The organism is Fischerella muscicola PCC 7414 (assembly GCF_000317205.1).
GTDB lineage: Bacteria > Cyanobacteriota > Cyanobacteriia > Cyanobacteriales > Nostocaceae > Fischerella > Fischerella muscicola.
The window spans coordinates 1-23,317 of the sequence record NZ_AJLK01000207.1 but is presented as its reverse complement, the minus strand read 5'-3'; the positions used below and the strand labels follow the sequence as shown (position 1 = coordinate 23,317).

The 23,317-nt window shown below is 41.1% G+C and carries 16 protein-coding genes and 4 pseudogenes; 13 read left to right on the top strand and 7 right to left on the bottom strand.

All coding sequences use genetic code 11. The features are described 5' to 3' along the window. Nucleotides 1–83 precede the first annotated feature (83 nt). The 3 genes from gorA to UYI_RS35495 all read left to right on the top strand — a co-directional run bounded on the left by gorA (nt 84) and on the right by UYI_RS35495 (nt 2,151). Nucleotides 84–1,424: a glutathione-disulfide reductase gene (gene gorA / locus UYI_RS0130910; protein WP_016870560.1), complete on the top strand. Its 1,341-nt coding sequence runs from the start codon at nt 84–86 to the stop codon at nt 1,422–1,424. A gap of 79 nt (nt 1,425–1,503) precedes the next feature. Next, complete coding sequence (locus UYI_RS40320; protein ID WP_407636606.1) at nt 1,504–1,638, top strand: hypothetical protein; 135 nt, start codon at nt 1,504–1,506, stop codon at nt 1,636–1,638. A gap of 33 nt (nt 1,639–1,671) precedes the next feature. Then, nucleotides 1,672–2,151 (top strand): flavodoxin, encoded by a 480-nt coding sequence (locus UYI_RS35495; RefSeq protein WP_235148047.1) that lies wholly within the window; start codon nt 1,672–1,674, stop codon nt 2,149–2,151. Here the strand turns inward: UYI_RS35495 and UYI_RS33805 are convergent. Together UYI_RS33805 and UYI_RS35490 are read right to left on the bottom strand one after the other, a co-directional pair. Then, a pseudogene (locus tag UYI_RS33805) lies at nt 2,074–3,093 on the bottom strand (iron uptake porin); the annotation flags it as partial. The gene UYI_RS35495 and the pseudogene UYI_RS33805 overlap by 78 nt on opposite strands. 224 nt (nt 3,094–3,317) lie before the next feature. Further along, nucleotides 3,318–3,532, bottom strand: a pseudogene (locus UYI_RS35490) (cation transporting ATPase C-terminal domain-containing protein); the annotation flags it as partial. A gap of 550 nt (nt 3,533–4,082) precedes the next feature. Between UYI_RS35490 and UYI_RS0130895 the strand changes: the two are divergent. The 4 genes and pseudogenes from UYI_RS0130895 (at nt 4,083) to UYI_RS33800 (ending at nt 12,593) form a co-directional block, all read left to right on the top strand. Next, on the top strand, nt 4,083–4,808 hold the full coding sequence (locus UYI_RS0130895) for a DUF305 domain-containing protein (protein WP_016870558.1): 726 nt from the start codon (nt 4,083–4,085) through the stop codon (nt 4,806–4,808). Nucleotides 4,809–5,016: 208 nt separating this feature from the next. Next, entirely contained in the window at nt 5,017–6,708 is a 1,692-nt protein-coding gene (locus UYI_RS0130890; RefSeq protein ID WP_016870557.1) for an efflux RND transporter periplasmic adaptor subunit, read from the top strand. Between the two features lie 58 nt (nt 6,709–6,766). Next, on the top strand, nt 6,767–9,892 hold the full coding sequence (locus UYI_RS0130885) for a CusA/CzcA family heavy metal efflux RND transporter (protein WP_016870556.1): 3,126 nt from the start codon (nt 6,767–6,769) through the stop codon (nt 9,890–9,892). Between the two features lie 122 nt (nt 9,893–10,014). Next, nucleotides 10,015–12,593 (top strand): annotated as a pseudogene (locus UYI_RS33800) (efflux RND transporter permease subunit). Here the strand turns inward: UYI_RS33800 and UYI_RS37420 are convergent. Beyond that, nucleotides 12,581–12,718 (bottom strand): hypothetical protein, encoded by a 138-nt coding sequence (locus tag UYI_RS37420; RefSeq protein WP_157226422.1) that lies wholly within the window; start codon nt 12,716–12,718, stop codon nt 12,581–12,583. The pseudogene UYI_RS33800 and the gene UYI_RS37420 overlap by 13 nt on opposite strands. 427 nt (nt 12,719–13,145) lie before the next feature. On the opposite strand from UYI_RS37420, the pseudogene UYI_RS33795 reads away from it, so the two are divergent. Further along, nucleotides 13,146–14,132: pseudogene (locus tag UYI_RS33795) on the top strand (RpoD/SigA family RNA polymerase sigma factor). A 37-nt stretch (nt 14,133–14,169) separates the two neighbouring features. On the opposite strand, the gene UYI_RS0130870 reads toward UYI_RS33795, so the two are convergent. Further along, nucleotides 14,170–15,192, bottom strand: a complete 1,023-nt coding sequence (locus UYI_RS0130870) for a F510_1955 family glycosylhydrolase (protein WP_016870551.1) — start codon at nt 15,190–15,192, stop codon at nt 14,170–14,172. Between the two features lie 452 nt (nt 15,193–15,644). On the opposite strand from UYI_RS0130870, the gene UYI_RS0130865 reads away from it, so the two are divergent. Continuing rightward, a complete protein-coding gene (locus UYI_RS0130865) occupies nt 15,645–16,103 on the top strand; it encodes a heavy metal-responsive transcriptional regulator (RefSeq protein WP_016870550.1) in 459 nt (152 codons plus the stop codon). 67 nt (nt 16,104–16,170) lie between these two features. Here the strand turns inward: UYI_RS0130865 and UYI_RS0130860 are convergent, their stop codons facing one another. Continuing rightward, on the bottom strand, nt 16,171–16,479 hold the full coding sequence (locus UYI_RS0130860; RefSeq protein ID WP_016870549.1) for a hypothetical protein: 309 nt from the start codon (nt 16,477–16,479) through the stop codon (nt 16,171–16,173). Nucleotides 16,480–16,657: 178 nt separating this feature from the next. On the opposite strand from UYI_RS0130860, the gene UYI_RS0130855 reads away from it, so the two are divergent. Beyond that, complete coding sequence (locus UYI_RS0130855; RefSeq protein ID WP_026086282.1) at nt 16,658–16,909, top strand: thioredoxin family protein; 252 nt, start codon at nt 16,658–16,660, stop codon at nt 16,907–16,909. 175 nt (nt 16,910–17,084) lie between these two features. Here the strand turns inward: UYI_RS0130855 and UYI_RS0130850 are convergent, their stop codons facing one another. Further along, nucleotides 17,085–18,227 (bottom strand): hypothetical protein, encoded by a 1,143-nt coding sequence (locus tag UYI_RS0130850; protein WP_016870547.1) that lies wholly within the window; start codon nt 18,225–18,227, stop codon nt 17,085–17,087. Nucleotides 18,228–18,311: 84 nt separating this feature from the next. Then, nucleotides 18,312–18,497: a CbtB-domain containing protein gene (locus tag UYI_RS35485; RefSeq protein WP_071588903.1), complete on the bottom strand. Its 186-nt coding sequence runs from the start codon at nt 18,495–18,497 to the stop codon at nt 18,312–18,314. Nucleotides 18,498–18,787: 290 nt separating this feature from the next. Here UYI_RS35485 and UYI_RS0130845 point away from each other — a divergent pair, with 290 nt between their 5' ends. The 3 genes from UYI_RS0130845 to UYI_RS0130835 are packed head-to-tail and all read left to right on the top strand — an operon-like array spanning nt 18,788 to nt 22,899. Further along, a complete protein-coding gene (locus UYI_RS0130845) occupies nt 18,788–21,907 on the top strand; it encodes an efflux RND transporter permease subunit (RefSeq protein WP_016870546.1) in 3,120 nt (1,039 codons plus the stop codon). Between the two features lie 55 nt (nt 21,908–21,962). Then, on the top strand, nt 21,963–22,466 hold the full coding sequence (locus tag UYI_RS0130840; protein WP_016870545.1) for a hypothetical protein: 504 nt from the start codon (nt 21,963–21,965) through the stop codon (nt 22,464–22,466). Nucleotides 22,467–22,521: 55 nt separating this feature from the next. Beyond that, complete coding sequence (locus tag UYI_RS0130835; RefSeq protein WP_016870544.1) at nt 22,522–22,899, top strand: hypothetical protein; 378 nt, start codon at nt 22,522–22,524, stop codon at nt 22,897–22,899. The last annotated feature ends 418 nt before the right edge of the window (nt 22,900–23,317 follow it).

Here is a 23,317-nt window from a genome sequence, read left to right as displayed (position 1 = left end):
GGATTTCATGCAAATTTCATCTTTCTACGAAAAGCTAAATATATAAGGAAACATAGCAATTTTTATAAACAAGGTTAATAATTATGAGCTTTGATTACGACCTTTTTGTAATTGGCGCAGGACCGGGAGGACTTGCTGCCTCAGAACGGGCTGCTAATTATGGGGCAAGGGTGGCAATTGCTGAACAAGACCAAGTAGGCGGTACTTGTGTCGTTCATGGTTGCATTCCAGAAAAAATGATGATCTATGCTGCAAGTTTCTCCCAAATTTTTAGAAATGCTGATGAATACGGCTGGGGAAAAGTTCAGAAAAACTTTGATTGGTGCCAGTTTATTGCAGCCAGAAACCGTGAAATCAACCATCTAAGTAAGGTGCATACTCAGCATTTACAAAAAGCAGGGGTTGAACTGTTAAAAGGACACGCCCAATTCTTAGATGTTCACACCTTAGAAATCGAAGGAAGGCAGATTACGGCTGACAAAATTTTGATTGCAGTGGGTGGAAAAGATGTAAAGCCAAACATCCCAGGAGTTGAATATGCTATCAGCACTCTTGAAATGCTACAACTTAAACAGCAACCAGAACACCTGGCAATTATTGGTAGCAACCATATTGCTGTAAAGCTAGCAGGAATTATGAATGGTCTAATCTCAAAGGTTACGCAGATAGTAACTGAAGACAAAATTCTGCCAGGCTGCGATGAAGATATTCGCACAACTATTCAAGAGGAAATGACTCGATTAGGAATCAGAATTTGCTGCAATAGTTCTGTTGAAAAAATTGAACAAGCACAGAATTGTTTGAATTTAATCGTATCAGGTGACAGTGAGCCAGTTACTGTAGAAACAGTTGTCTTTATCACAGATCGTGTCCCTAATTTAGATAGGCTGGATTTAGAGAATGCAGGGGTTAAGGTAGATGAAGGGGGGGTTGTTGTAGATGAATACAGCCGTACTTCTGTGGCAAACATTTTTGCTGTTGGTGATTGCACTCCTAGACCTCATTGGACTCCAGTGGCGATCGCTGCTGGTCGCGCTTTCGCCGATACAGAATTTGGCAAGCGTCCTCGCACAGTTAGTTATGAAGCTATTCCTCATGTATTGGCTTCCCAACCTGAAGCCGCTACAGTTGGGTTAACAGAAGCTCAAGCCCCTGCAAAATTTGGTGAATCTGTACGCTGCTATTCTAAAAAGTTTCAACCACTATTCAACTTAATAGGTGAATCGGAGCAACAAACCTTGATTAAATTAGTGGTTGATGGCAACTCAGACCGAGTTCTAGGCGCTCATATGGTAGGCAATTGCGCCGCAGAGGTGATTCAAATGATTGGTCTTGCTATGAAAGCAGGTGTCACCAAGCAACATTTTGATCACACAATTGGTATTCATCCGACGGTTGGCGAAGAGTTTTTCAGCTTGCGGTGAGTCCTGATTAGGTATGGCAGCGATCGCACTCACAGGCTGTTTCTGTTCTTTTCCTAAGTAAAGTAAATCTACCATAGAGATGATTCAAGGCATTGTTCTTATTTTTAACATGGGTGTTACTAAGAAAGACTTTGACATAACCATCAGCATTCATCCTCAACTAAATAGTTTGTACATTGAGGCGCTAAAGCTAGGTTTATGTATTCTTCACTAATGGTTGTAGATTGTCAGCTAAAAAGGAGTAAAAATGGCTAATATTGGCTTATTCTATGGTAGTGAAACAGGCTACACCCAAATAGAAGCAGAAATGATTCAAAAGGAATTTGGTGGGGAGTCTGTGGTGGAGGTTTTTGATATTGCAAGGGCTGAAGCAAGTGATTTTGAAAACTTTGAATACATTATCATTGGTTGTCCCACTTGGAATGTTGGTGAACTACAAAGTGCTTGGGAATATTTTTACGATGAGCTAGACAACATAGATTTTAGTGGCAAGAAAGTTGCTTATTTTGGACCAGGCGATCAGGTAGGTTATCCTGATACTTTTGAAGATGCACTCGGCATTTTAGAAGAAAAAATTTCAGAGCAGGGCGGTACAACAGTAGGGTACTGGCCTACTGATGGTTATGAGTTTAATGAGTCTAAAGCAGTTAGGGTTGAAAGTTATGGTTGCACCTGCACCACCGAAACCAGTGCGATAGATGGGACTGAAGCGACCGTAGCGAGATAAAGCGCCTTTTCCGTCACTTGCAAGGTCAGGGTTAAAGTTGTTGATGTTGTCATATATATTACCACCAGCAGCATCAACTTTTACCTGTACTGCGTCACTCAGGTTAAAAGTATAGTTGACTTTATCTATGACAGTGTCGTTGTCCTGATTTCCATCAAAGCCAAAGCGGGTCATGTTAGTACCCGTTACATTTGTGTCATACGGAGTGATGTTCCGAGACTGTAAACGGATTTGCAACAGATCTGAACCTGTAAAGCTGCTGTTCAATCTTAGACGAACCCGATCGGCGAAGATAGTGTTGGAATCTAAGTCGGGAGCTGTATCTGAATCTACACCAGAGGGAACTGCCCTCTTATCGCTACCGAAAACGTCAGATACATTGAAAATCGCTTCTCCAACCAATTTAGTAGTAGTTGAGAACTGATTGGCTTCCAGTTCAGCAGTACGAGCTTCTAAAGCATCTACACGGCCACGCAGGGTAGCAAGTTCCGCAGAGAATTCTTCTTGCAGGCGCTGTAGGGTAGCCAGGTCTTCTTTAGTTACCAAATCAGCTGTCGCTGTGGCAATCAGTTCGTTAACCCGGTCTAAACAAGCATTCAAACCTGCGGCAAATTCATAACGAGTCATCGGACGGTTACCGCGATAAGTACCGTTTGGATAACCTGCAATGCAACCGTAGCGCTCGACCAAAGACTGCAAAGCTTGGAATGCCCAGTCTGTAGGTTGTACATCAGAAAACTGCGAAACGGATGTGACTTGGCTAGTCTCACCACTATACTGTTGGATTTGGCTTAAATAAAAATCTTTTGGAAGAGAGTTTGCTTCTTGTTTAACTTCAGTTTGAATTGGAATTTCAGCAGCTATTGTTGATCCTGAAAAAGCTAAGTTGACTAATAAAACTCCGGGACTAATTAGCAGGCATTTCCACAATAACTTAGACATGATTGTTTACTCTTCACACCAAAGTAAATATTTAGAGGGGACACCCCTATAAATAGGTTCTCAAAGCATGATGAAATTAAGATGAAATTTCAAATTTTGAATAAAATAAATTAGTTAAGTAATGCAAGCATTTTACAGAGGTTTGTCAAGTTTAATTTAAATAAAAATAAAATCATAGCATGATGAAATTAGGATGAAATTACAAGTTATTGAATTAAACAAATTCAACGAGTAAAAAACCACTTAATAAACAACTTTTCTAGTTCAATCCAAACAAACATCAAAGCACTAAATCCGATAGAAATAGCAAGTTCTATGGAATTTAGCCAGTGGGTATCAAAAAATTTCGTAGCGGTGCAACATAGATCAACATGATCTGTAATACTGTGGTCAGGGTAATTGCAGCAAGTACATAGGGATTGGAGAAAGGATTTAGCTTGCAACCGTCCAATGGCTTGCTGATTTGTTAGACCAACATTGCGATCGCTGTCTAGCAATAAGAGAGATTCTTCTATTTCTATGGTGTGCCAAGCTGTTGCCGTATCCGATACAGAATTGGAGTTAGAAGTAGTCATAGGAGATGGCATATAGTACAGTCTTACACCTGCTTAACTATAATTATTGGTTCACTTCTACACTTAAGATTGACAGAACTTGATGAAATCAGGATGAAATACCGATTTCTTCTCAAAGAAATTTTTTAATATCTTCAGAGGTGAAATAAAATAAGTTTGCCAGCACCCAAGAGACTAGTAGTTTAAGCCTCGCCTGCCTACGGAGCATTATAAGTAACAATTGTGTCTCACAGATTGGAGAGTAATAATTTCCTATTTGTGGTTAAGCAGATTTCATTCTCATTTCATTTTTTCGCGCCAAACTAAATAGTATGTACGGTAATCACGGTACATCACAGTCAACTCTCTATCTAACTAGAGCTTTCAATAATAGAGAAGGAAACTCTTTAATTTCAAAAGTCAAAGATTAATTTGATGTCTATGCGACCTATCTCTTGGAAAACTGGATTTTTTGCGTTTACCTTTGTAGCACTTGCATCCCTAACAGGCGGCGTGCTTACAGCTTGTTCTACAACTGCTTCCCAAAACCAAAGCCAAGCACCAAATACCATAGCTAGCGGTACTAGTGACAACAAACAGATAAACCATGATAGCGACATGATGAATCATGGTGGAATGAACCACAGCATGGCAATGGATTTAGGCCCAGCTGATGCTAACTATGATTTACGCTTCATTGATGCAATGACTTTGCATCATCGAGGAGCGATCGCTATGGCGAAAGAAGCTGAGCAAAAATCTCAACGCCCTGAGATCAAGAAATTGGCACGCAACATCATTGTTGCTCAAAGTAGAGAAGAAAATGAGCTATTACAGAAGTGGCGAAAAGCATGGTATCCCCAAGCAAGTGCTGAGCCTGTCGCCTACGGCGGTGAGGGTAAATCTGTGGTTCCTATGTCCAAAGAACAACAGAAAAGCATGACGATGCTTGAGGATCTCGGATCTGCCGATGCAGAATTCGACCTCCGGTTTATGAACGCAATGATTGCTCACCATGAAGGTGCTGTAACAATGGCCCAAGATGCTTTGAATAAGTCTAAACGTCCTGAAATTAAGCAATTGGCTCAAGAAATTATTGATTCACAGCAAGCTGAGATTAATCAAATGAAGCAATGGCGACAAGCTTGGTACAACAAGTAAGTTAATTGTGTATTGCTTTTGCAGCTGAGCAAAGTGCTTGAAAATTTAAGCTATGTGTTTCTTGATTTAAGGAGTAGTTTAACTGCGATTTCATCCTAATTTCATTTCTATATGAAAAACTAAAAAATGTGTGTATATCTAACGCGCACTAATAACATAAATACGATACGCAATTCCCTTCCCCTGGTACTCAAGGACTTGAAGCACCATGCCCAACTCCTATTTCAAGCCACCTACAGCAATTGGTAGTGTTTCTGGGACACTCCTAAGCCTGATATTACTGGCAACTCCCGCAGTAGTTCTAGCCCACGGCGGACACGGAGACGAATTTCAAGGTCCAAACCAAGCTACTCAAACTGCTAATTCTATTCAGGTTGATGCCAACACAGCAAAACGATTAGGGATTAAAGTCGAGCCAGTCCAACGTCAGCGCCTTGCTGTTGGCATTAAGACTACCGGACAAATTGAAACCCTTCCCAGCCAAAAAGTGGAAGTGACTACCCCAATTACTGGGGCGAAAGTGGTTGAATTGTTAGTGGAACCAGGTGCATCAGTCACAAAAGGTCAACCCGTTGCTGTTGTAACCAGCCCAGACTTGGTGACATTGCGAGTTGAATCACAAGAAAAACTAGCACAAGCTCAAGCTGATTTACAACAAGCACAAGCAGACTTGAGATTAGCTCAACAAAACTACGATCGCTATCAACAAATAGCTGACTCTGAAATCGCTCAAGCACAGAGTCAAGTATCATTTGCTCAAGAAAAGTATGACAAGGACAAGCAATTAGCTGATGCTGGTGCTTTACCACGTCGTAATGCCCTTGAATCCCAAACCCAGCTAGCAGAAGCTAAAGCAGAACTAACCAAAGCCAAGAGCCGCCGGGACGTGATCGAAGCGGAAAATCAACTCAAACGCGCTCAAGCAGCAGTAAATGTAGCACAATCACGTATCAACCTCAGTAATACTACTTATCAAACGCGACTGCAACAACTAGGAAACAGTGCCAATGCTAAAGGACTGGTGACAGTAACCGCTCCCATCTCCGGCAAGGTTGCTGATAGAGAAGTGACTATTGGTCAAACTTTTAATGATGCAGGTGGCAAATTAATGACGATTGTCAACGATAGTCGGCTTTTTGCCACAGCTAATATTTATGAAAAAGATTTAGGTAAGGTAAGAAATGGTCAAAGAATTAGTTTAAAAGTCGCTAGTATGCCTGAGCGTAACTTTTCTGGACGAATTTCTCGAATTGGTACAGTAGTAGAAGGAGAAACACGAGTAGTACCAGTACAAGCAGAAATTAATAATACTGGTGGGCAACTCAAACCGGGAATGTTCGCGGAGCTAGAAGTTCTCACAGATCAAACATCAGCAGCTATGGCTATTCCTAGTTCAGCAGTGGTTGACGCGAATGGTAAAAAAGTTGTCTACGTGCAAAATGGCAATGCTTTCCAAGCTGCTGAAGTTAGCTTGGGTCAAACATCCGGTGATATGGTTGAAGTCAAAAGTGGTTTATTCGAGGGAGATATGATTGTGACGCAGCGTGCGCCGCAACTTTATGCCCAATCATTGCGGGGTGATACTAAGCAAAAAGTAGACGAACATACACAAGCTCCTTCGCAGACAACGGAGGTTCAAACGTCTAGCTTACCAGTACCGCTGTGGTTGCTAGGAGTAGGTGGAGGAGCTGCAATAGCCACTATAGCTTTTATAGGTGGTGCTTTCTGGTCTGGTCGTCGCAGTAAATTGCAGCAGCTAGTACTAGTAGGCAGTTCGTCGGAGTTAGATGCTCCTGTTCATGAAACAGAAAGTTATCATAATAACTCTAAATCGCCAGCTTTATCTGGTTCAACCACAAATATAAATGAACATGAAGATCCTCATTATCCACAATCTTAACTAAATTCTATTGTCCATACTTCACCAGCAGCACGCACTTTCTTAAATTGAACAAAATATGCTAAATGCCATTCTCAAGTGGTCGATTATCCAACGCTGGATAGTGGTGCTAGGAGCAATTGTTGTGACATTTTTGGGTGCGTATAACCTTACCCAGATGCCCCTAGATGTCTTTCCTGATTTTGCCCCACCTCAGGTAGAAATTCAAACCGAAGCTCCAGGACTTGCTCCGGAAGAAGTCGAGTCTTTAATTACTTTACCAATAGAAAGTGCAGTTAATGGTACGCCGGGAGTAGAAACGGTGCGTTCTTCTTCGGCAGTGGGTATTTCTGTTGTGAAGGTGATTTTTAAATGGGGAACTAATGTTTATCAAGCACGGCAATTAGTCACAGAACGGTTGCAACAGGCGCTGCAAAAACTACCAGAAGGGGTGGAAAATCCGCAAATTTCCCCTATTTCTTCCCCGATTGGTACAGTTGTGCAATATGCTTTCACTACCGAAACAACTCCAATGATGGAAGTGCGGCGTTTGGTTGATCGAGATATTACCAACCGACTGCTAGCTGTACCGGGTGTTTCTCAGGTGATTGCCTATGGTGGTGATGTTCGCCAGTATCAGGTTTTAGTCGATCCAGCCCAGCTAAAAGCTTTTAATGTCACTCTCGAAGAAGTAACAGCAGCAGCAACAGGTGCAAATGTCAATGCTGCGGGTGGCTTTTTGATTAATCCCGATCAAGAAATTGTTATTCGTGGAGTAGGGCGTATAGATTCAATTGAGCAACTGGGAAGTTCGGCGATCGCAGCTCGCAATGGTACGCCGATTCTACTCAAAGATATTGCTGATGTGCGCATTGGTGCAGCCCTCAAGCGTGGAGATGGTAGTTTAAACGGTCAAAGGGCGATCGTAGTGATGGTTAACAAGCAACCCCAATATGATACTCCGACTGTCACACGAGCCATTGAAAGAGCAATGGAGGAAGTCAAAGCTGGTTTGCCCAAAGATGTCAAAGTTACAGAAACTTTTCGCCAGGAAAACTTTATTGAAGCAGCAATTGAAAATGTTACCAGTTCTCTACGTGATGGTACTATCATCGTTTCGATTATCTTGCTGATGTTTTTGATGAACTGGCGCACTGCCATCATTACCCTCAGTGCAATTCCTTTGTCAGTTCTAATTGGTATGTTAATTTTGGGTTGGTTTGGTCAAGGTATTAATACTATGACACTGGGAGGTTTGGCTGTCGCAATTGGCTCGGTGGTAGACGATTCGATTGTAGATATGGAAAACGCTTACCGAGGCTTGCGAAAGAATCAGTTAGCAGGAACTCCTGTACACCCATTTAAAGTAGTATATGATACCTCTGTCGAAGTAAGAGTTAGTGTAATTTTTTCTACTATAATCATTGCCGTTGTCTTTGCGCCGATTTTCTCGCTGACAGGCGTGGAAGGTCGGATATTTGCACCGATGGGAGTTGCTTACTTAGTGTCAATTTTTGCTTCTACCTTTGTAGCAATGACCCTTTCCCCAGCCTTATGCGCGATTTTATTGGCGAACAGACGCTTACCTGCAGATGATACTTGGGTGAGTGCTTTATCGCAACGACTCTATCGACCAATGCTGAATTTTTCTATTCGCTTCCCCACAATTATTTTGGCAGTTGCTGGAGCATCTTTAGTAGCTTCTTTGCTTATTCTACCAAGTTTAGGGCGGGTGTTTTTACCGGAGTTTCAGGAACCATCTTTAGTAAACGCAGTTCTGCTTTATCCAGGGAGTTCTCTAGCAGCAACCAATCAAGTTGGATTTGTGATGCAGGATGCGCTCAAAAATGATAAACGATTTAAATCAGTGCAGTTAAGATCCGGACGTGCCCCTGGTGATGCAGATGCAGGTGGAGTTAACTTGGGACATTTAGATGTAGAACTGAGTGCAGAGGGATTGAAAGATAGGGAAGGAAGTATTGAGAAACTGCGAGCCGAATTTGCGAAGATACCCGGAGTTGCACCGAATATCGGCGGTTTTATTTCTCACCGCATGGATGAGGTATTATCTGGCGTAAGGAGTGCGATCGCGATCAAAATTTTCGGCCCCAATTTGGAAGAACTGCGTCGCCTTGGCACTGAAGTGCTAGCGGCTGTAAATGGAATTGAGGGACTTGTTGACTTACAACTTGAACCCCAAGTCCCGATTAAACAGTTGCAAATTCAATTTTTAAGAGAAGCAGCAGCTCGCTACGGCTTAACTGTCGGTAATCTGACTGAGATGGTAGAAACTGCTCTCAATGGACGAGTTGTTTCCCAAGTTCTCAAAGAGCAGCAACTATTTGACTTGGTGGTTTGGTTAAAAGAAGATGCTCGCAATAACTTAGATATTATCCGTAACTTACTAATAGATACTCCTACAGGTCAAAAAATTCCTCTTGCTCAAGTTGCCAGTATAGACTACGGCACTGGCCCCAACACAATTAACCGGGAAAATGTTTCTCGCCTAATTGTTGTGTCTGCAAACGTATCAGGCCGAGATTTAGGCTCTGTAGTTGACGAAATTCAAACCAAGGTGCAGCAGTCAGTACAATTGCCCACAGGTTACTTTATCCAGTACGGTGGTCAGTTTGAATCAGAACAACGAGCTACTCAAAATTTGCTGGTATTTGGAGGACTGGCAATTGTCATTATTGCAGTCTTAATGTACTTCGCTGTTAAATCTGTTGCGGCAATGCTGATGATTATGATTAATCTGCCTTTAGCAGTGGTGGGGGGCATATTTTCCATTGCTTTAGGGGGTGGAATAATTTCTGTGGCCTCGTTGGTAGGATTTATAACTCTGTTTGGAGTAGCGACACGTAACGGATTGCTACTAGTAGATAACTACAACAACAAGCTTGCACAGAAAATGAGTCTGCGGCAAGTCATATTTGAAGGTTCAATGGAGCGCTTAGTTGCTATTTTAATGACGGCTCTCACCTCAGCTTTGGGAATGATCCCTTTAGTCATTGGTACGGGCGCAGGTAAGGAAATCTTGCAACCTTTAGCAGTAGTAGTGCTGGGAGGGTTGTTTACTTCTACAGCATTAACATTACTTGTATTGCCTGCATTGTACTCTAAGTTCGGTAATTACTTAATACCTAAGCAAACTTTGTCAGAAGTTGAAAAGGTGAATAGAGTGGGAACAGTACTGGAGTGGTAAACAAAATTGACATATGAAATTTCATACTGATTTCATTTTATTTTGAGAAACTGGGGTAAAGGCTAGCCAATGCACAAGCACTGCGATCAAACTACAATCTTTCCCTTGCCTAAAGTCTGAATATGCTCAGTTCTATCATTAAATGGGCGATCGCTCGCCGTTGGTTAGTCATCTTAGGTACAATTATCCTCACAATTTGGATATTTCGGACAATTATCCAAATGCCCTTGGATGTTTTTCCTAGCTTTGCACCACCCCAAGTTGAAATTCAAACTGAAGCACCAGGACTCGCCCCCGAAGAATTAGAATCCCTGGTAACTTTACCAATTGAAAGTGCGATTAATGGCACTCCAGGAGTAACAGCAGTACGCTCATCGTCAGCTGCGGGAATTTCTGTCGTCAAAGTCATTTTTAACTGGGGAACTGAAATTTATCAAGCACGCCAGCTAGTAACAGAGCGACTGCAACAAGCGCAAAGTAAACTTCCAGAAGGAGTTGAAACACCGCAAATTTCCCCTACTAGTTCCCCCATCGGAACTGTCTTACAATACGCCTTTACATCAGAAAAAACTTCTCTAATGGAAGTGCGGCGCATAGTTGATTGGCAAGTAACAAACCGCCTTTTGGCTGTCGGTGGTGTTTCTCAGATAGTAGCATACGGCGGTGATAATCGCCAATATCAAGTATTAGTTGATCCAGCAAAACTTAGAGCTTTTAATGTCACCTTAGAAGACGTAGAGCAAGCTGCCTCTGCTGCTAATGTTAATGCTCCGGGTGGTTATTTAATTACTCCCGATCGCGAAAAATTAATTCGGGGTATAGGGCGAATTGAATCTATAGAAGAACTACAGCAATCTGTAATTACTGCTCGCAATGGTACACCTGTAAAAATATCAGATATTGCCGACGTGCAAATCGGTGCAGCGATTAAACGAGGTGATGGCACCTTTAACGGTCAAAAGGCAGTGATTGTAATGATTAACAAACAGCCACAAGCCGATACTCCCACTGTCACCCGTGCGATTGAAGCGGCGATGTCAGAGATTAAAGCAGGCTTACCCAAGGATATTAAAGTTACCCCTACCTTTCGCCAGGAAAATTATATAGATTCTTCGATTGAAAATGTTCGAGAAGCGTTAATTGAAGGCAGCATTATTGTTGCTATTATCTTAATTCCATTTTTGATGAATTGGCGCAACCTGGCTATTTGTTTAACTGCCCTTCCCTTGTCTTTATTAGTAGGAGTGCTACTACTAAACTGGGTGGGGCAAGGTTTAAATACGATGACTTTGGGAGGATTGGCAGTAGCAATTGGTTCCGCTGTTGATGATGCCATTGTCGATGCTGAAAATGTCTACCGCAACCTGCGAGAAAATAAATAGGTGATGCAGATGCAGCAGGAGTAAATTTAGGTCACTTGGACATTGAGTTAAGCGAAGAAGGAATGAAAGATAGGGAGGGGACGATTGAGAAGCTACGGGAAGAATTTGCTAAATTACCGGGGGTAGCACCGAATATTGGTGGTTTCATCTCTCACCGCATGGATGAAGTGTTATCAGGGGTAAGGAGTGCGATCGCTGTCAAAATTTTCGGCAGTGACTTAGAACAACTTCGCACAATTGGTCAACAAGTTGATAATGTAATGAAAACCGTTAATGGGATTGTAGATTTACAACTAGAACCTCAAATACCGATTGAACAAATACAAATTAAGTTTAACCGTCCGGCTGCTTCAAGATATGGATTGACAGTAGGAAAACTTTCTGAAATTATCGAAACTGCCCTGAATGGAAGAGTAGTTTCTCAAGTTTTGGAGAAACAACAAACTTTCGATTTACTTGTGTGGTTAAAGTCAGATGCACGTCAAAACTTGGATACAATTCGCAATTTATTAGTTGATACTCCTGACGGTCAAAAGATTCCCTTAGCACAAGTTGCCACAATTGAAAATGGCACTGGGCCAAACACTATCAACAGAGAAAATGTCTCTCGTTTAATAGTTGTTTCTGCTAATGCTAGCGGTAGAGATTTACGCTCTATAGTGAATGAAATTCGCGACAAAGTTCAGCAACAAGTACAGATTCCTCCGGGTTACTACATTCAGTATGCAGGGCAATTTGAAGCAGAAGAAAGAGCTACTCAAAATATTTTAATTTTCAGTGCCATAGCCCTTGTTGCTATTACAGTCATCATGTATTTTTCAGTTAAATCTATTCCTTCTACTGCCATGATTATGATTAATTTGCCTTTGGCATTGGTAGGGGGAGTATTTTCAGTGGCTTTGAGTGGCGGTATTATTTCTATTGCCTCTTTGGTTGGCTTTGTCACTTTGTTTGGAGTTGCCACTCGTAATGGCTTGTTATTGGTGGATAATTACAACACTAAATTTGCAGAAGGAATGCCACTTAAGGAACTGTTAATCAAAGGTTCAATGGAACGGCTAAATGCTATTTTGATGACAGCTTTTACCTCAGCTTTAGGATTAGCACCTTTAGTAATTGAGAGCGGTCCAGGAAAAGAAATTCTCCAACCACTTTCGATAGTAGTATTGGGTGGTTTGTTTACTTCTACAGCGTTAACGTTAGTGGTTTTACCTGCTTTATATGCTAAGTTTGGTAAAATTTTATTGCCTAAGCAAAGTATGCAAGTAGTAAAGGATGGGAAGGTATCGAAAGCACTTTTCGAGAATCAGTCAATATAATTGCGATCGCCTTCATGATGGGGAATCACCATCATGATGAAATGCTGCTCCGGTTGTACCATCATGCCCCATACCGGGAACTGTTCGAGAGGATGGAGTCGTTGGAGAGAGGTCAGGATTCGCACATACCAAATTAAGTGGAGAGTGAGCCAATTTCTAACAATAGTTGAAATTTCATCCTAATTTCATCATTATCTGTCACTATAAGATACTAGTCACTCAATATATCCTTGCAAACTACCAAGTTAATCAATTTAAGTAAGTAATTACAAAGATTGATTTTTCCTCATACTACTTTTTCATGCAAGGTTTATATTGAGTTTTTTTATTTTTTCTGATTATCATGAATACAGATATTTACATTAAGTAAATACGTAATATTTTTATTAAAAACAATTATATTTCTATCTCTGAAAATAAAAAACGTCATAGTAAATACTTACAAAGATAATAAACTTGACAAAAAAGTTATTAACTTATGCTCATTTTGATTTGTAATTCAGTTTAACTTTAGCCGAAATCTAAATTTTTTACACATTAAATACTAAAACTATGTCAGCTTCCGACATTAGCACAACAACTTCAAATACTAGATTCACCACAGATATAGTTAGGAGTTATCTGCGAGATATAGTTCGTGTACCATTGTTAACTCATGAGGAAGAGATTTTATATAGCAAACAGGTACAGCAGATGATTATGTTACAGAAGAATAAGGAAACTTTGAAGAAACAACTCAACCACGAACCAACTCAAAAAGAATTAGCTAAATATATACAGCTTAGTGAAACAGAAGTGAAGGAAATTTTTCAGCAAGGCGCACAGGCAAAGCAAAAAATGATTGCAGCAAATTTGCGTTTAGTAGTTTCTATCGCTAAAAAATATCAGAGACGAAATTTAGAGTTTATGGATTTGATTCAGGAAGGTTCATTAGGTTTAGAACGTGGTGTAGAAAAATTTGATCCCACACGTGGCTACAAATTTTCTACCTATGCTTATTGGTGGATTAGTCAGGCAATTACACGAGCAATATCTTAGCAAGGACGAACTATTAGACTGCCAATTCATATTACTGAAAAGTTGAATAAACTTAAAAAAGTGCAAAGAGAACTATCTCAGAAATTGAGGCGCAGCCCTAGTATCCCTGAAATTGCAGAAAAGATGGAATTAAATCCTGTCCAAATCCGCGAACTTCTGTTGATATGTCGCCAACCTGTCTCGTTAGACAAACAAGTGGGCGATAACGAGGACACACAATTGCAAGAAATTTTAACAGAATCTCCAGAAGCCTCACCTGAAACCTACGCAGATCAAGATTTTATGCGCCAAGATATCCATATTTCATTAACAGAATTAACTCCACAGCAGCAACAAGTCCTAATTCTGCGTTATGGCTTGGAAGATGGTTGCGAACTCACATTAGCGCAGGTGGCTAAACGACTCAACATTAGCCAGAGGAGAGTTCGTTACATAGAGCAACAAGCGCTCAGTTACCTTCGTCGTTGCCAAACAAATTTACGTGAGTATATTGTCAGTTAAATGTATGAAAAAACAACAATACGTAAAAACTTAATAGTTAAGTTAACTCTTTCCAGGTCTTGCCCCCATCCTGTGATTGAAAGACGGCATTATTTTCGTTGACAGCATATAGCATTTGTGGGTTTTGGGGAGCGATCGCTAGTTTCACAACCACTCCATCAGTTTCCGTCCAAAGCTTCTCCCAAGTCTTACCACCATCATTACTGCGATAAACACCAGGCGCTGATTTGAGAAAACGATACCCATACATGACAGTACTGTTGCCATCTTTGAGTAAAGCTAGACTAACAACAGGAGCTTCCTGTGTATTTGGCACTAGCGCCCAGTCATTACCACCATTAGTACTCTCGTACAAACCCGTGCGAGTAGCTGCAAACACATGGTCAGGGTTTTGTGGATCAATTGCAAGGTCAAAGGGAGCGCTCCCTAACCCATTCATGCGGGGATTAGTCCAAGTTTTTCCACCATCAGTAGAAGTATGCAGCCCTTGCGCTCCCGAAGCAGGCCATCCATAGAAAACATTGGGGTTACTAGGAGATATTGCCAAAGCGTGAAAGTCTACCCCAGGCATAGAAATTTGTTTCCAATCTTGCCCTTGATTCTCACTTTTGATGAATCCTAAATTACCTCCCGTATGAGGGTGTCCACTAGCATAAAAGCGATCGCTGTTAGTTGGATCAGCGGTGAAACCCATGTAATCTGCACGTTGTTTTCCTATCCAGAACCACTCCCCAGTTTCAGAACGTTGCAGCAGCCCATTGTGAGAAGCAACATAAATTACTTTGGGATTATCTAGATTCACCGCCAAACCATGAACATGATTGTTGGTTTGCCAATTGACCGCTTTCTCTAGAGATACATTCACAGCCGTTGGTTGAGACTGAAGTTGAGGTGCTTCTTGACTGCTTAACTGATTGTTGGGAGACTGCTGGTTAGAACGACCAAATAAAAATCCCAAGCCTCCACCTAGAAATAAGGAAACTGCTATGGGGATAGCGCAGACTACCATAACAATTCCTATCCATTTCATAGATTGATTATTTGTATCTGGCTGACTCATAGGTAAGATTTCTCTAAAAGTTTTTGAAAGAGTTATGTATGCATTTTTGACTCTATAGCAGACTATAGAGTCAAGAACATTTGCATGGAAATAAAACTTTTACACACAAAATAAATAGGGATAGGGGAACATGATCGTACGGTCAAACGTTCTGTTGAAGAAGAAATGCCTATGATGGACAAGGTTATGAGATAGGCAACAGAGAGTCTTTACTCTAAAGTCTACTGTAGAGTTTAAGCTGTAGTTAGTAGACGACGCATTAATCCACACAAAACGCGCAACCCTTCTCAAAACGAACGGGATTGTTGCTACATTGCTCAAGATTGTTGCGAAAATCCGTTCGTTTTGAGAACCCACCGCGATGTAGATTGTTCGCCAAGCTAATAAACCAAAAGGGTTGCGCGTTTTGTGCAGGTTTTTCCCTCGACAGCAAAAAATTTATAGTGACTACCATGAAAAATACTTGTGAACCATCATCCCACAATAAACTTCTAAAAATCGGAGAGTTGGCACAACAAACTGATGTTGCTGTGGGAACGATTCGTTATTACGAAACATTAGGGTTGCTAGAACCCGTCCACAGAAGTGAAAGTGGCTATCGCTATTACGATTCTAATGCCATCAAGCGGATGAAGTTTATCAAAAAAGCTCAATCCTTACAGTTTTCTCTTTCTGAAATTCAGCAAGTGCTTGGTGTGCGCGATCGCGGTAATCCTGCGTGTCCACTTGTGCGAGATTTACTAAATCAGAAAATCGCTCATCTTGAGAACCAAATCTATCAGATGCAAACGCTTAAAGCTGAACTAGAAACCTATCGAGACCAGTGGGAAGATAAACCTCTTGATGACCCCTATAGTCAGAAACTTTGTAGCCTAATTGAACAAGTTGCTGATAAGGATATATCTTTGTGAAAAATAATATTTTTTCACTTAAACAAAGCTCTCACCGTTACTATTAACGGTGAGAATATATCTCTTCCTATCTAGACGGGTTGTTTTGATTATTCATTATCTTCTGCATATTGCTGTGATTCATTTGCTGCATATTGCTCATCATGGATTTGCAGCAGGCACATCCCTTCTCATTTGTCGGCTGTTGTGTTGGTGATGTTTGCGCTATTGTTTGATTTGTCTGCTCTTTAGCTAAATTTGTCTTGTTTGTAGATGTGGTTGCTTCTACAGTCTGGCTAGCAGTGTTTGCTAATGCAGGATGAGTTGCGAATGATAGCAATGCCGTTACAGTTACAATTCCGCCTAATAAGGTTTTTGTGGGAGTAGATATGCTCATTTCTGCTTCTTGATTATCTAGTTGGTCAAACAGTTCCTTAACAGTTAAAACAATACTAAACTCTTTAGTTAACTAGAGAGTCAAGTAATTCGCTTAAAAATTTTACTCAGGTAGGGTTGACTCTATAGCAAACTATAGGGTTGAGAATATTAGTGAAGTAAAATTATTGATGAGCAAAATGTCAAAACGTCAAATAGAGATTTTTACAGCTGACTGTCCTCTGTGCAGTGAAACAGTGCAAATGGTGCAAGAACTCGCTTGTTCAAGTTGTGAAATATTGGTCTATAACCTGGGACAAGAGCGATCAAAAGCCCAGCAGTATGGAGTAAATGCAGTTCCTGCGATCGCCATCAATGGAACACTTGTCCTGACTGGTAAACCGAGTCGAGAGCAACTTCAAGCTGTCGGTGTTGGTCAACCTTTGAGTTAAAAGACTTTAATAATAAATTCTTAAGCGACAAGTCTAGTGTTAGCTAAATAAAGCAAAAGCCACCCTTCATTTTTGAATTGGGTGGCACTTACATTTATATGGTTTTGTGTTTTTATTACTAATCTATTTTTATTTATAGTTTAGTAACACTGTAAATACACGCCGAAACCGACTTTCAAATATTTTGATATGTAGGCTCATTCCGACGACGGCGTAATATCAATCCTCCTGCTAGCCCTACAACAAAAATTCTGGTGAAATAACCTAAGCTAATAAAGCGTCTAGAAAGGGGAGGCTCAATTCCTTCAACTTCCACTTCTTGTACTACTTTAAATGATTGAAATTGCCGTGAAGCTTTCACCTGTGGTGAAACTTCCACAACTACTTGGTGCGGTGCGCCATCAAAAAACTGTTCTTGCCAAGTGAACTTACCCTGATAATTAGGAGTAGTTTTGTAAGCAAACATCAGTTCATTGTCTTCCAGGGCGATCGCCTGAATATTTAGCGTCACATCATTTACTGGCTTTCGGGTTACAGTGTCGGTTACTTGCACTGTCTGGGTTGCAGTTTGTCCAACAGTTGCATTAGTATCGCCAGACAAGCGAACTTCCAAACCTCCAGACTTTTGGATAGCTGGTGTAGTGGCGTGGCTATGTGCGGAGTGAGCGTGAGTTGATGCTCTTTCTGCGCTAATATTGACTATCAATAAGGCTGCAATAGCAGCTATTGTTGCTCCACTCAGCAGCACGCGCACTCGTTGTGGGGCAATTTCACCTGGTTCTACAGTTTGTCTGCCACCAATAACCCAACCACCACCAAATCCTGCTAGTAGCAAAATAGCAGCTAAAATCGCTACATTCCGATATTTCACAGGTTTCTCTGGGACAGAAAATGTCAGGGTTTGCTCAAATGGCTTAAAAGCACCCACAACCTTTGGCGTCACCTTGGCTTGCAATTGATAGGTGCCACGAATAGGTATTACTTGCTCAAACTGCAACTTGCCAGAAGGGGCAGTGGCATTGAACTCCAGTAACTTTGTTCCTTCCACAATTGGGAAATCGGAAGTTAGCCAAGGAGTCGGTGCAGGTGTTAACAATTTTAGTTGCAAGTTGGTGTTAGAAAGGGGTTGTCTTTGAGGATCAACTACTTGAAGAGTCAGTTTGACAGGCTCAGATGATGGTAAAACTTTATCTAGTGATGGTTCGGTTTTTAGTTGTACTGTAGGCGAGGATGCAACTGACGGTGATGGCAAAAACCAGTTTGTCAAACTGACTACACTAATAGCAGCGAAAAGTAAGCCTGTATTCCGTTTTTTCATTAAATTATTTGATTACGGAGTTTATTGCACCAGGGAATAGGGTGAGTATCGCCCACCACTATAGTATTTATGCGATCGCTATCTTTAGTGACACGCTACTGATTCAGTGCCGTGGCGCAATTTATGGAACGTGTCATGTACTGGGGGATAGGGGCTAAAATAGACAGTCCAGAGAATGAGCATAACCAGGCCAGTCAGTATGCTTGCTTGTCCAGGTACTGACAGGGTTAGTTGTTTTGTCCGTTGCCCAACGATAGAGATGGTATTCATAGTTGCTCCCTTTACTAAAACCCAGTCTCAAACTTTTTATCACGATATCTTAGTTTTTGCCACCTGGTAGTTATGTATATTTACTAACTAAATTGCTAAAAATCTTAACTAAGTTTTTAGGTAAAAATGTTTCAGTTGTTGCCACAGTACAAATTTGTACATTTCTTGATTAACTTTTAGATTTCATCCTAATTTCATCTTCATTTGAGAAATTAAGTACAGTGCCGAATCATTAACACACTACTCATCCCAACTGGATGAACAGTAATGTCCCTTGAGGGGTTTGAAAAATGCTCAATTCCATCGTCAAGTGGTCTATAGCTCAACGGTGGCTAGTTGTTATAGCCTCCGTCATTATTAGTCTGTGGGGATTTCGCGTCCTGACTCAAATGCCACTAGACGTTTTTCCTGCATTTGCACCCCCACAAGTGGAAATCCAAACCGAAGCACCAGGACTTGCACCAGAGGAAGTCGAATCCCTCGTTACCAGACCGATAGAAAGTGCTATTAACGGTACTCCGGGAGTAGAAACGGTACGTTCCTCCTCTGCCGTAGGTATATCTGTTGTTAAAGTGATTTTTAGTTGGGATACCGAAATCTACCGCGCCCGCCAACTAGTCACAGAGCGATTGCAACAAGCTCAAAGCCAGTTGCCCCAAGGAGTAGAACCACCACAAATCTCCCCTATTAACTCTCCTTTAGGGGCCGTCATTAAATACGCTTTTACTTCCGAAACTACTCCCCTAATGGAGGTGCGGCGGATTGTTGACTGGCAAGTAAAAAATCGCCTTTTGGCAGTTCCCGGCGTTACTCAAATCGTAGTGTTTGGTGGGGATGTGCGTCAGTATCAAGTGCTAGTCGATCCAAATAAGCTGAAAGCTTTTAATGTTTCTTTAAACGAAGTTACTGAAGCTACTGAAAAAGCCAACGTCAATGCTCCCGGTGGGTTTTTAATTAACCCAGACCAAGAAATGTTGGTTCGCGAAGTCGGACGGATTGAATCTATCGATGAATTAAAGCAATCAGCAATTACTGCTAGAAATGGCACACCAGTATTGCTGAGTCAAGTAGCTGATGTCAAAATTGGTGCCGAATTAAAACGCGGCGATGCTACTTTGAATGGCAAGAAAGCAGTTGTTGTTGTTGTTAACAAACAGCCACAAGCTGACACCCCAACTGTTACCCGTGCAGTTGAAGCAGCAATGTCAGAAATTAAAGCCAGCTTGCCCAAAGATGTAAAAGTAGACGTTACTTTCCGTCAAGAAAATTTTATTGAAGCTTCACTCAAAAATGTTGAGGATGCACTTAGAGATGGCATCATCATCGTTTCCGTAGTTCTGATTTTATTTCTGATGAATTGGCGGACTGTGATCATTAGTCTTAGTGCCCTTCCTTTGTCTTTGTTGTTAGGAATGATGATTTTAAATTGGACGGGGCAAGGTATTAACACGATGACATTGGGAGGATTGGCGGTTGCAATTGGTTCAGTGGTAGATGATGCAATTGTTGACATGGAAAATGTCTACCGCCGTTTGCGAGAAAATCAGCTAGCAGGAACACCAACCAATCCGTTGCAAGTTGTGTTTAATGGTTCGGTTGAAGTGCGTGTTAGCGTACTTTTCTCAACAGTAATTATTGCTGTAGTCTTTGCACCAATTTTCGCCCTTTCTGGTGTAGAAGGTCGCATCTTTACACCGATGGGTGTGTCTTATTTGCTTTCGATTATTGCTTCAACATTAGTGGCACTGACACTAACTCCAGCACTATGTGCATTGTTGTTAGTAAATCGACGCTTACCAGATGAAGAAACCTGGGTGGCGCGATTTTCCCATAAAGTATATCGTCCGGCTTTGATGTTTTCTATCCGTCGCCCTCAAATTATCTTAATTGCAGCTGTGGCTAGCTTTATAGCTTCAATGCTGATTCTGCCATCTTTAGGACGGGTATTCTTGCCAGAGTTTCAAGAAAGTTCCCTTGTCATCGCTACTTCTCTCTATCCAGGAGAATCTTTAGAAGCAACAAATACAGCTGATTTAGCAATTCAAGATGCTCTCAAGAATGATAAACGGTTTGCAGCTTTACAGTTACGCTCAGGACGCGCCCTAGGCGATAGTGATGTCGGCGGTGTCTACTTTGGGGAACTGGATGTTGAGTTGAGTCAGGAGGGGATTAAAAACAGGGAAAAGAGTATCGAGACGCTGCGTCAAGAATTTGCGAAATTACCAGGCGTAGCGGCTAATATTGGTGGTTTTATCTCCCACCGATTGGATGAAGTGTTATCTGGAGTCAGGAGTGCGATCGCTGTCAAAATCTTTGGTTCCGACTTAGAACAACTCCGCACTATTGGTAAACAAGTCGAATCAGCCATAAGCAATATTCCGGGAATTGTAGATTTGCAACTAGAACCACAAGTGCCAATCAAACAAGTACAGATTAGGTTTGACAGAGCAGCAGCTTCTCGTTATGGTCTAGCTGTAGGTGATTTAGCTCAAACAATTGAAACTGCTCTCAATGGACGAGTAGTATCTCAAGTATTGGAACAACAACAAGTGTTTGACCTTGTTGTTTGGTTACAAGAAAGCGCCCGTAACAATTTAGAAACTATCAGCAATTTGTTAATTGATGTCCCAAAGGGGCAGAAAATCCCTCTTGCTTATGTTGCAAAGGTAGAATACGGTACAGGCCCAAATACTATCAATCGCGAAAATGTTTCTCGTTTAATTGTTGTCTCTGCTAATGTTAATGGTCGAGATTTAGGTTCTGTCATCAATGATATTCGGAGTAAAGTTAAGCAACAAGTACAATTACCCTCTGGATATTACATTCAATACGGTGGTCAATTTCAAGCGCAAGAACAAGCCACACAAACTTTAATTTGGGCTGGGATTTTGGCATTTATCGCTATCACAGTCTTAATTTACTTTGCTGTTAAATCAATGACTGCAACAGTAATGATTATGATTAATTTGCCTTTGGCATTAATTGGTGGTGTGATTTCTGCCGCCTTGGGTGGGGGTATTATTTCTGTTGCTTCAATGGTGGGATTTATTACTCTATTCGGTGTGGCTACTCGGAATGGATTGCTATTAGTTGATAACTACAATCATAAGTTAGCAAATGGTATGCCTTTGCGGGAAGTTTTAGTTGAAGGTTCTATAGAGCGATTAGTTGCTATTTTAATGACCGCTTTATCATCTGCTTTAGGAATGGTGCCACTAGTAATTGGCACTGGTGCTGGTAAGGAAATTTTGCAGCCATTGGCGGTGGTCGTTCTAGGGGGATTGTTTACCTCTACAGCATTAACTTTATTAGTGATTCCAGCTTTATATTCTCAGTTTGGCAGATTTTTAGTTCCTAAAAAGAGTATGCAGATGCAAAATATTGAAGTCAGCCAAACTGCGGTATCATGAGGATGTTTTTCTCCCATATTTTCTCAATTGTTAACAGTTAATGAGGAATAAGACGATGAAATCATTAAAAATAAGTTTTGTTGTTTTAGCAAGTACAGTACTACTATTTTTAGGAGCTTGTAGTAATAGCAATCAAGCAGGTAATACAGAAAATAATCAATCTGATTCTACGAATAATCCGTCTTCTATATTAAGTACTAATACTTCAGCTTCACCTACTGCTAAAACAGAGGGGCAGCATGGAGAATCTCGTGGAGGTCAAGTTGTAGAGACAGGAGCTTATCACTTAGAGTTTGTACCTGAGAAAGAGGCTAATGGAACTCACATGGATTTATATTTGCAAAAAGGCGACAATCATCAAGCAGTTCCTAACGCTAAAGTGACGGCTGAAGTTCAGCTACCCGATGGCAAGCAGAAAACAATCCCTCTCACTTATGATGCCAGTGGCAAACACTACACGGCTGCACTTTCTGAAAAAGCTACTGGTCAGTATCAAGTAAAAGTTACTGCGGATGTTGGAGGTGAAAAGGTAAACGGTCGATTTAGTTTTAATCAGTAACTGCTTCCTGTTAAAGAATGCCGTAAGAAGCTTTTAAGCGTTGCTGATTTTGGGTATGAATTCAGTCAAGGGATGGCAGAAACGCTATGGTAAAGCGATTTCTGCTAAGTCCCCTGGCTTCGTACAAAGTGAATTGAAACGCAAAGCTGAGAATGCTGGTGGACAATTCATAGCTTTTTCTACCCAGAAAACTGCACTCTCTCAAACTCATTTAGACGGTAGCCGTATCAAAAAATCATTATCCCAAAGAGTTCATAAAGATGTTACTGGGCTTGTGATGAACAGGGACATCTGGAGTGCGTATCTGGCTAGATACATTAATGAGGATCAGTTGTCATTGCAGGATGCTCAATGTGAGTATCCGAGGTTGGAGTCACTTAAGATCGGCATGGCAGCAATATCAAACAAACTGCAAACAAGTAAGCGCGTCTGAAAGTAGGTTATCTCATTTACCCTCGGAGCAGTTCGATCTAAAAGGCAAAAGCGTTAACCAGATAGCGATAAAGCGCGAAAAGTTAACGTGACCTTTGCCTGAATCCACGAACTAGAAGTTCGTGAAGTGGCTCAACTCCTCAAATGCCATAACCTTGCGTCGAGTGCGGCTAGCTTAGATTTGATGATCGCAGATATTTTTCTAGTGGTTCAGCAAGCCATGACATTGTAAACAAATTTATATCTAGAAAGATATTTCATCTTGATTTCATTTCTAGATGAAAAGCTAAAAGAATAGGCTGCTGTTAAAGGAGTAACTCAAAACAGGTAAACTATGATAAGTAAAGTTTTGTTGCTGTACCTTGACCCTCCATCTGAGTAGAGAGTTGAAAATTGAAATTAAGAAGGAGTTGATTCAA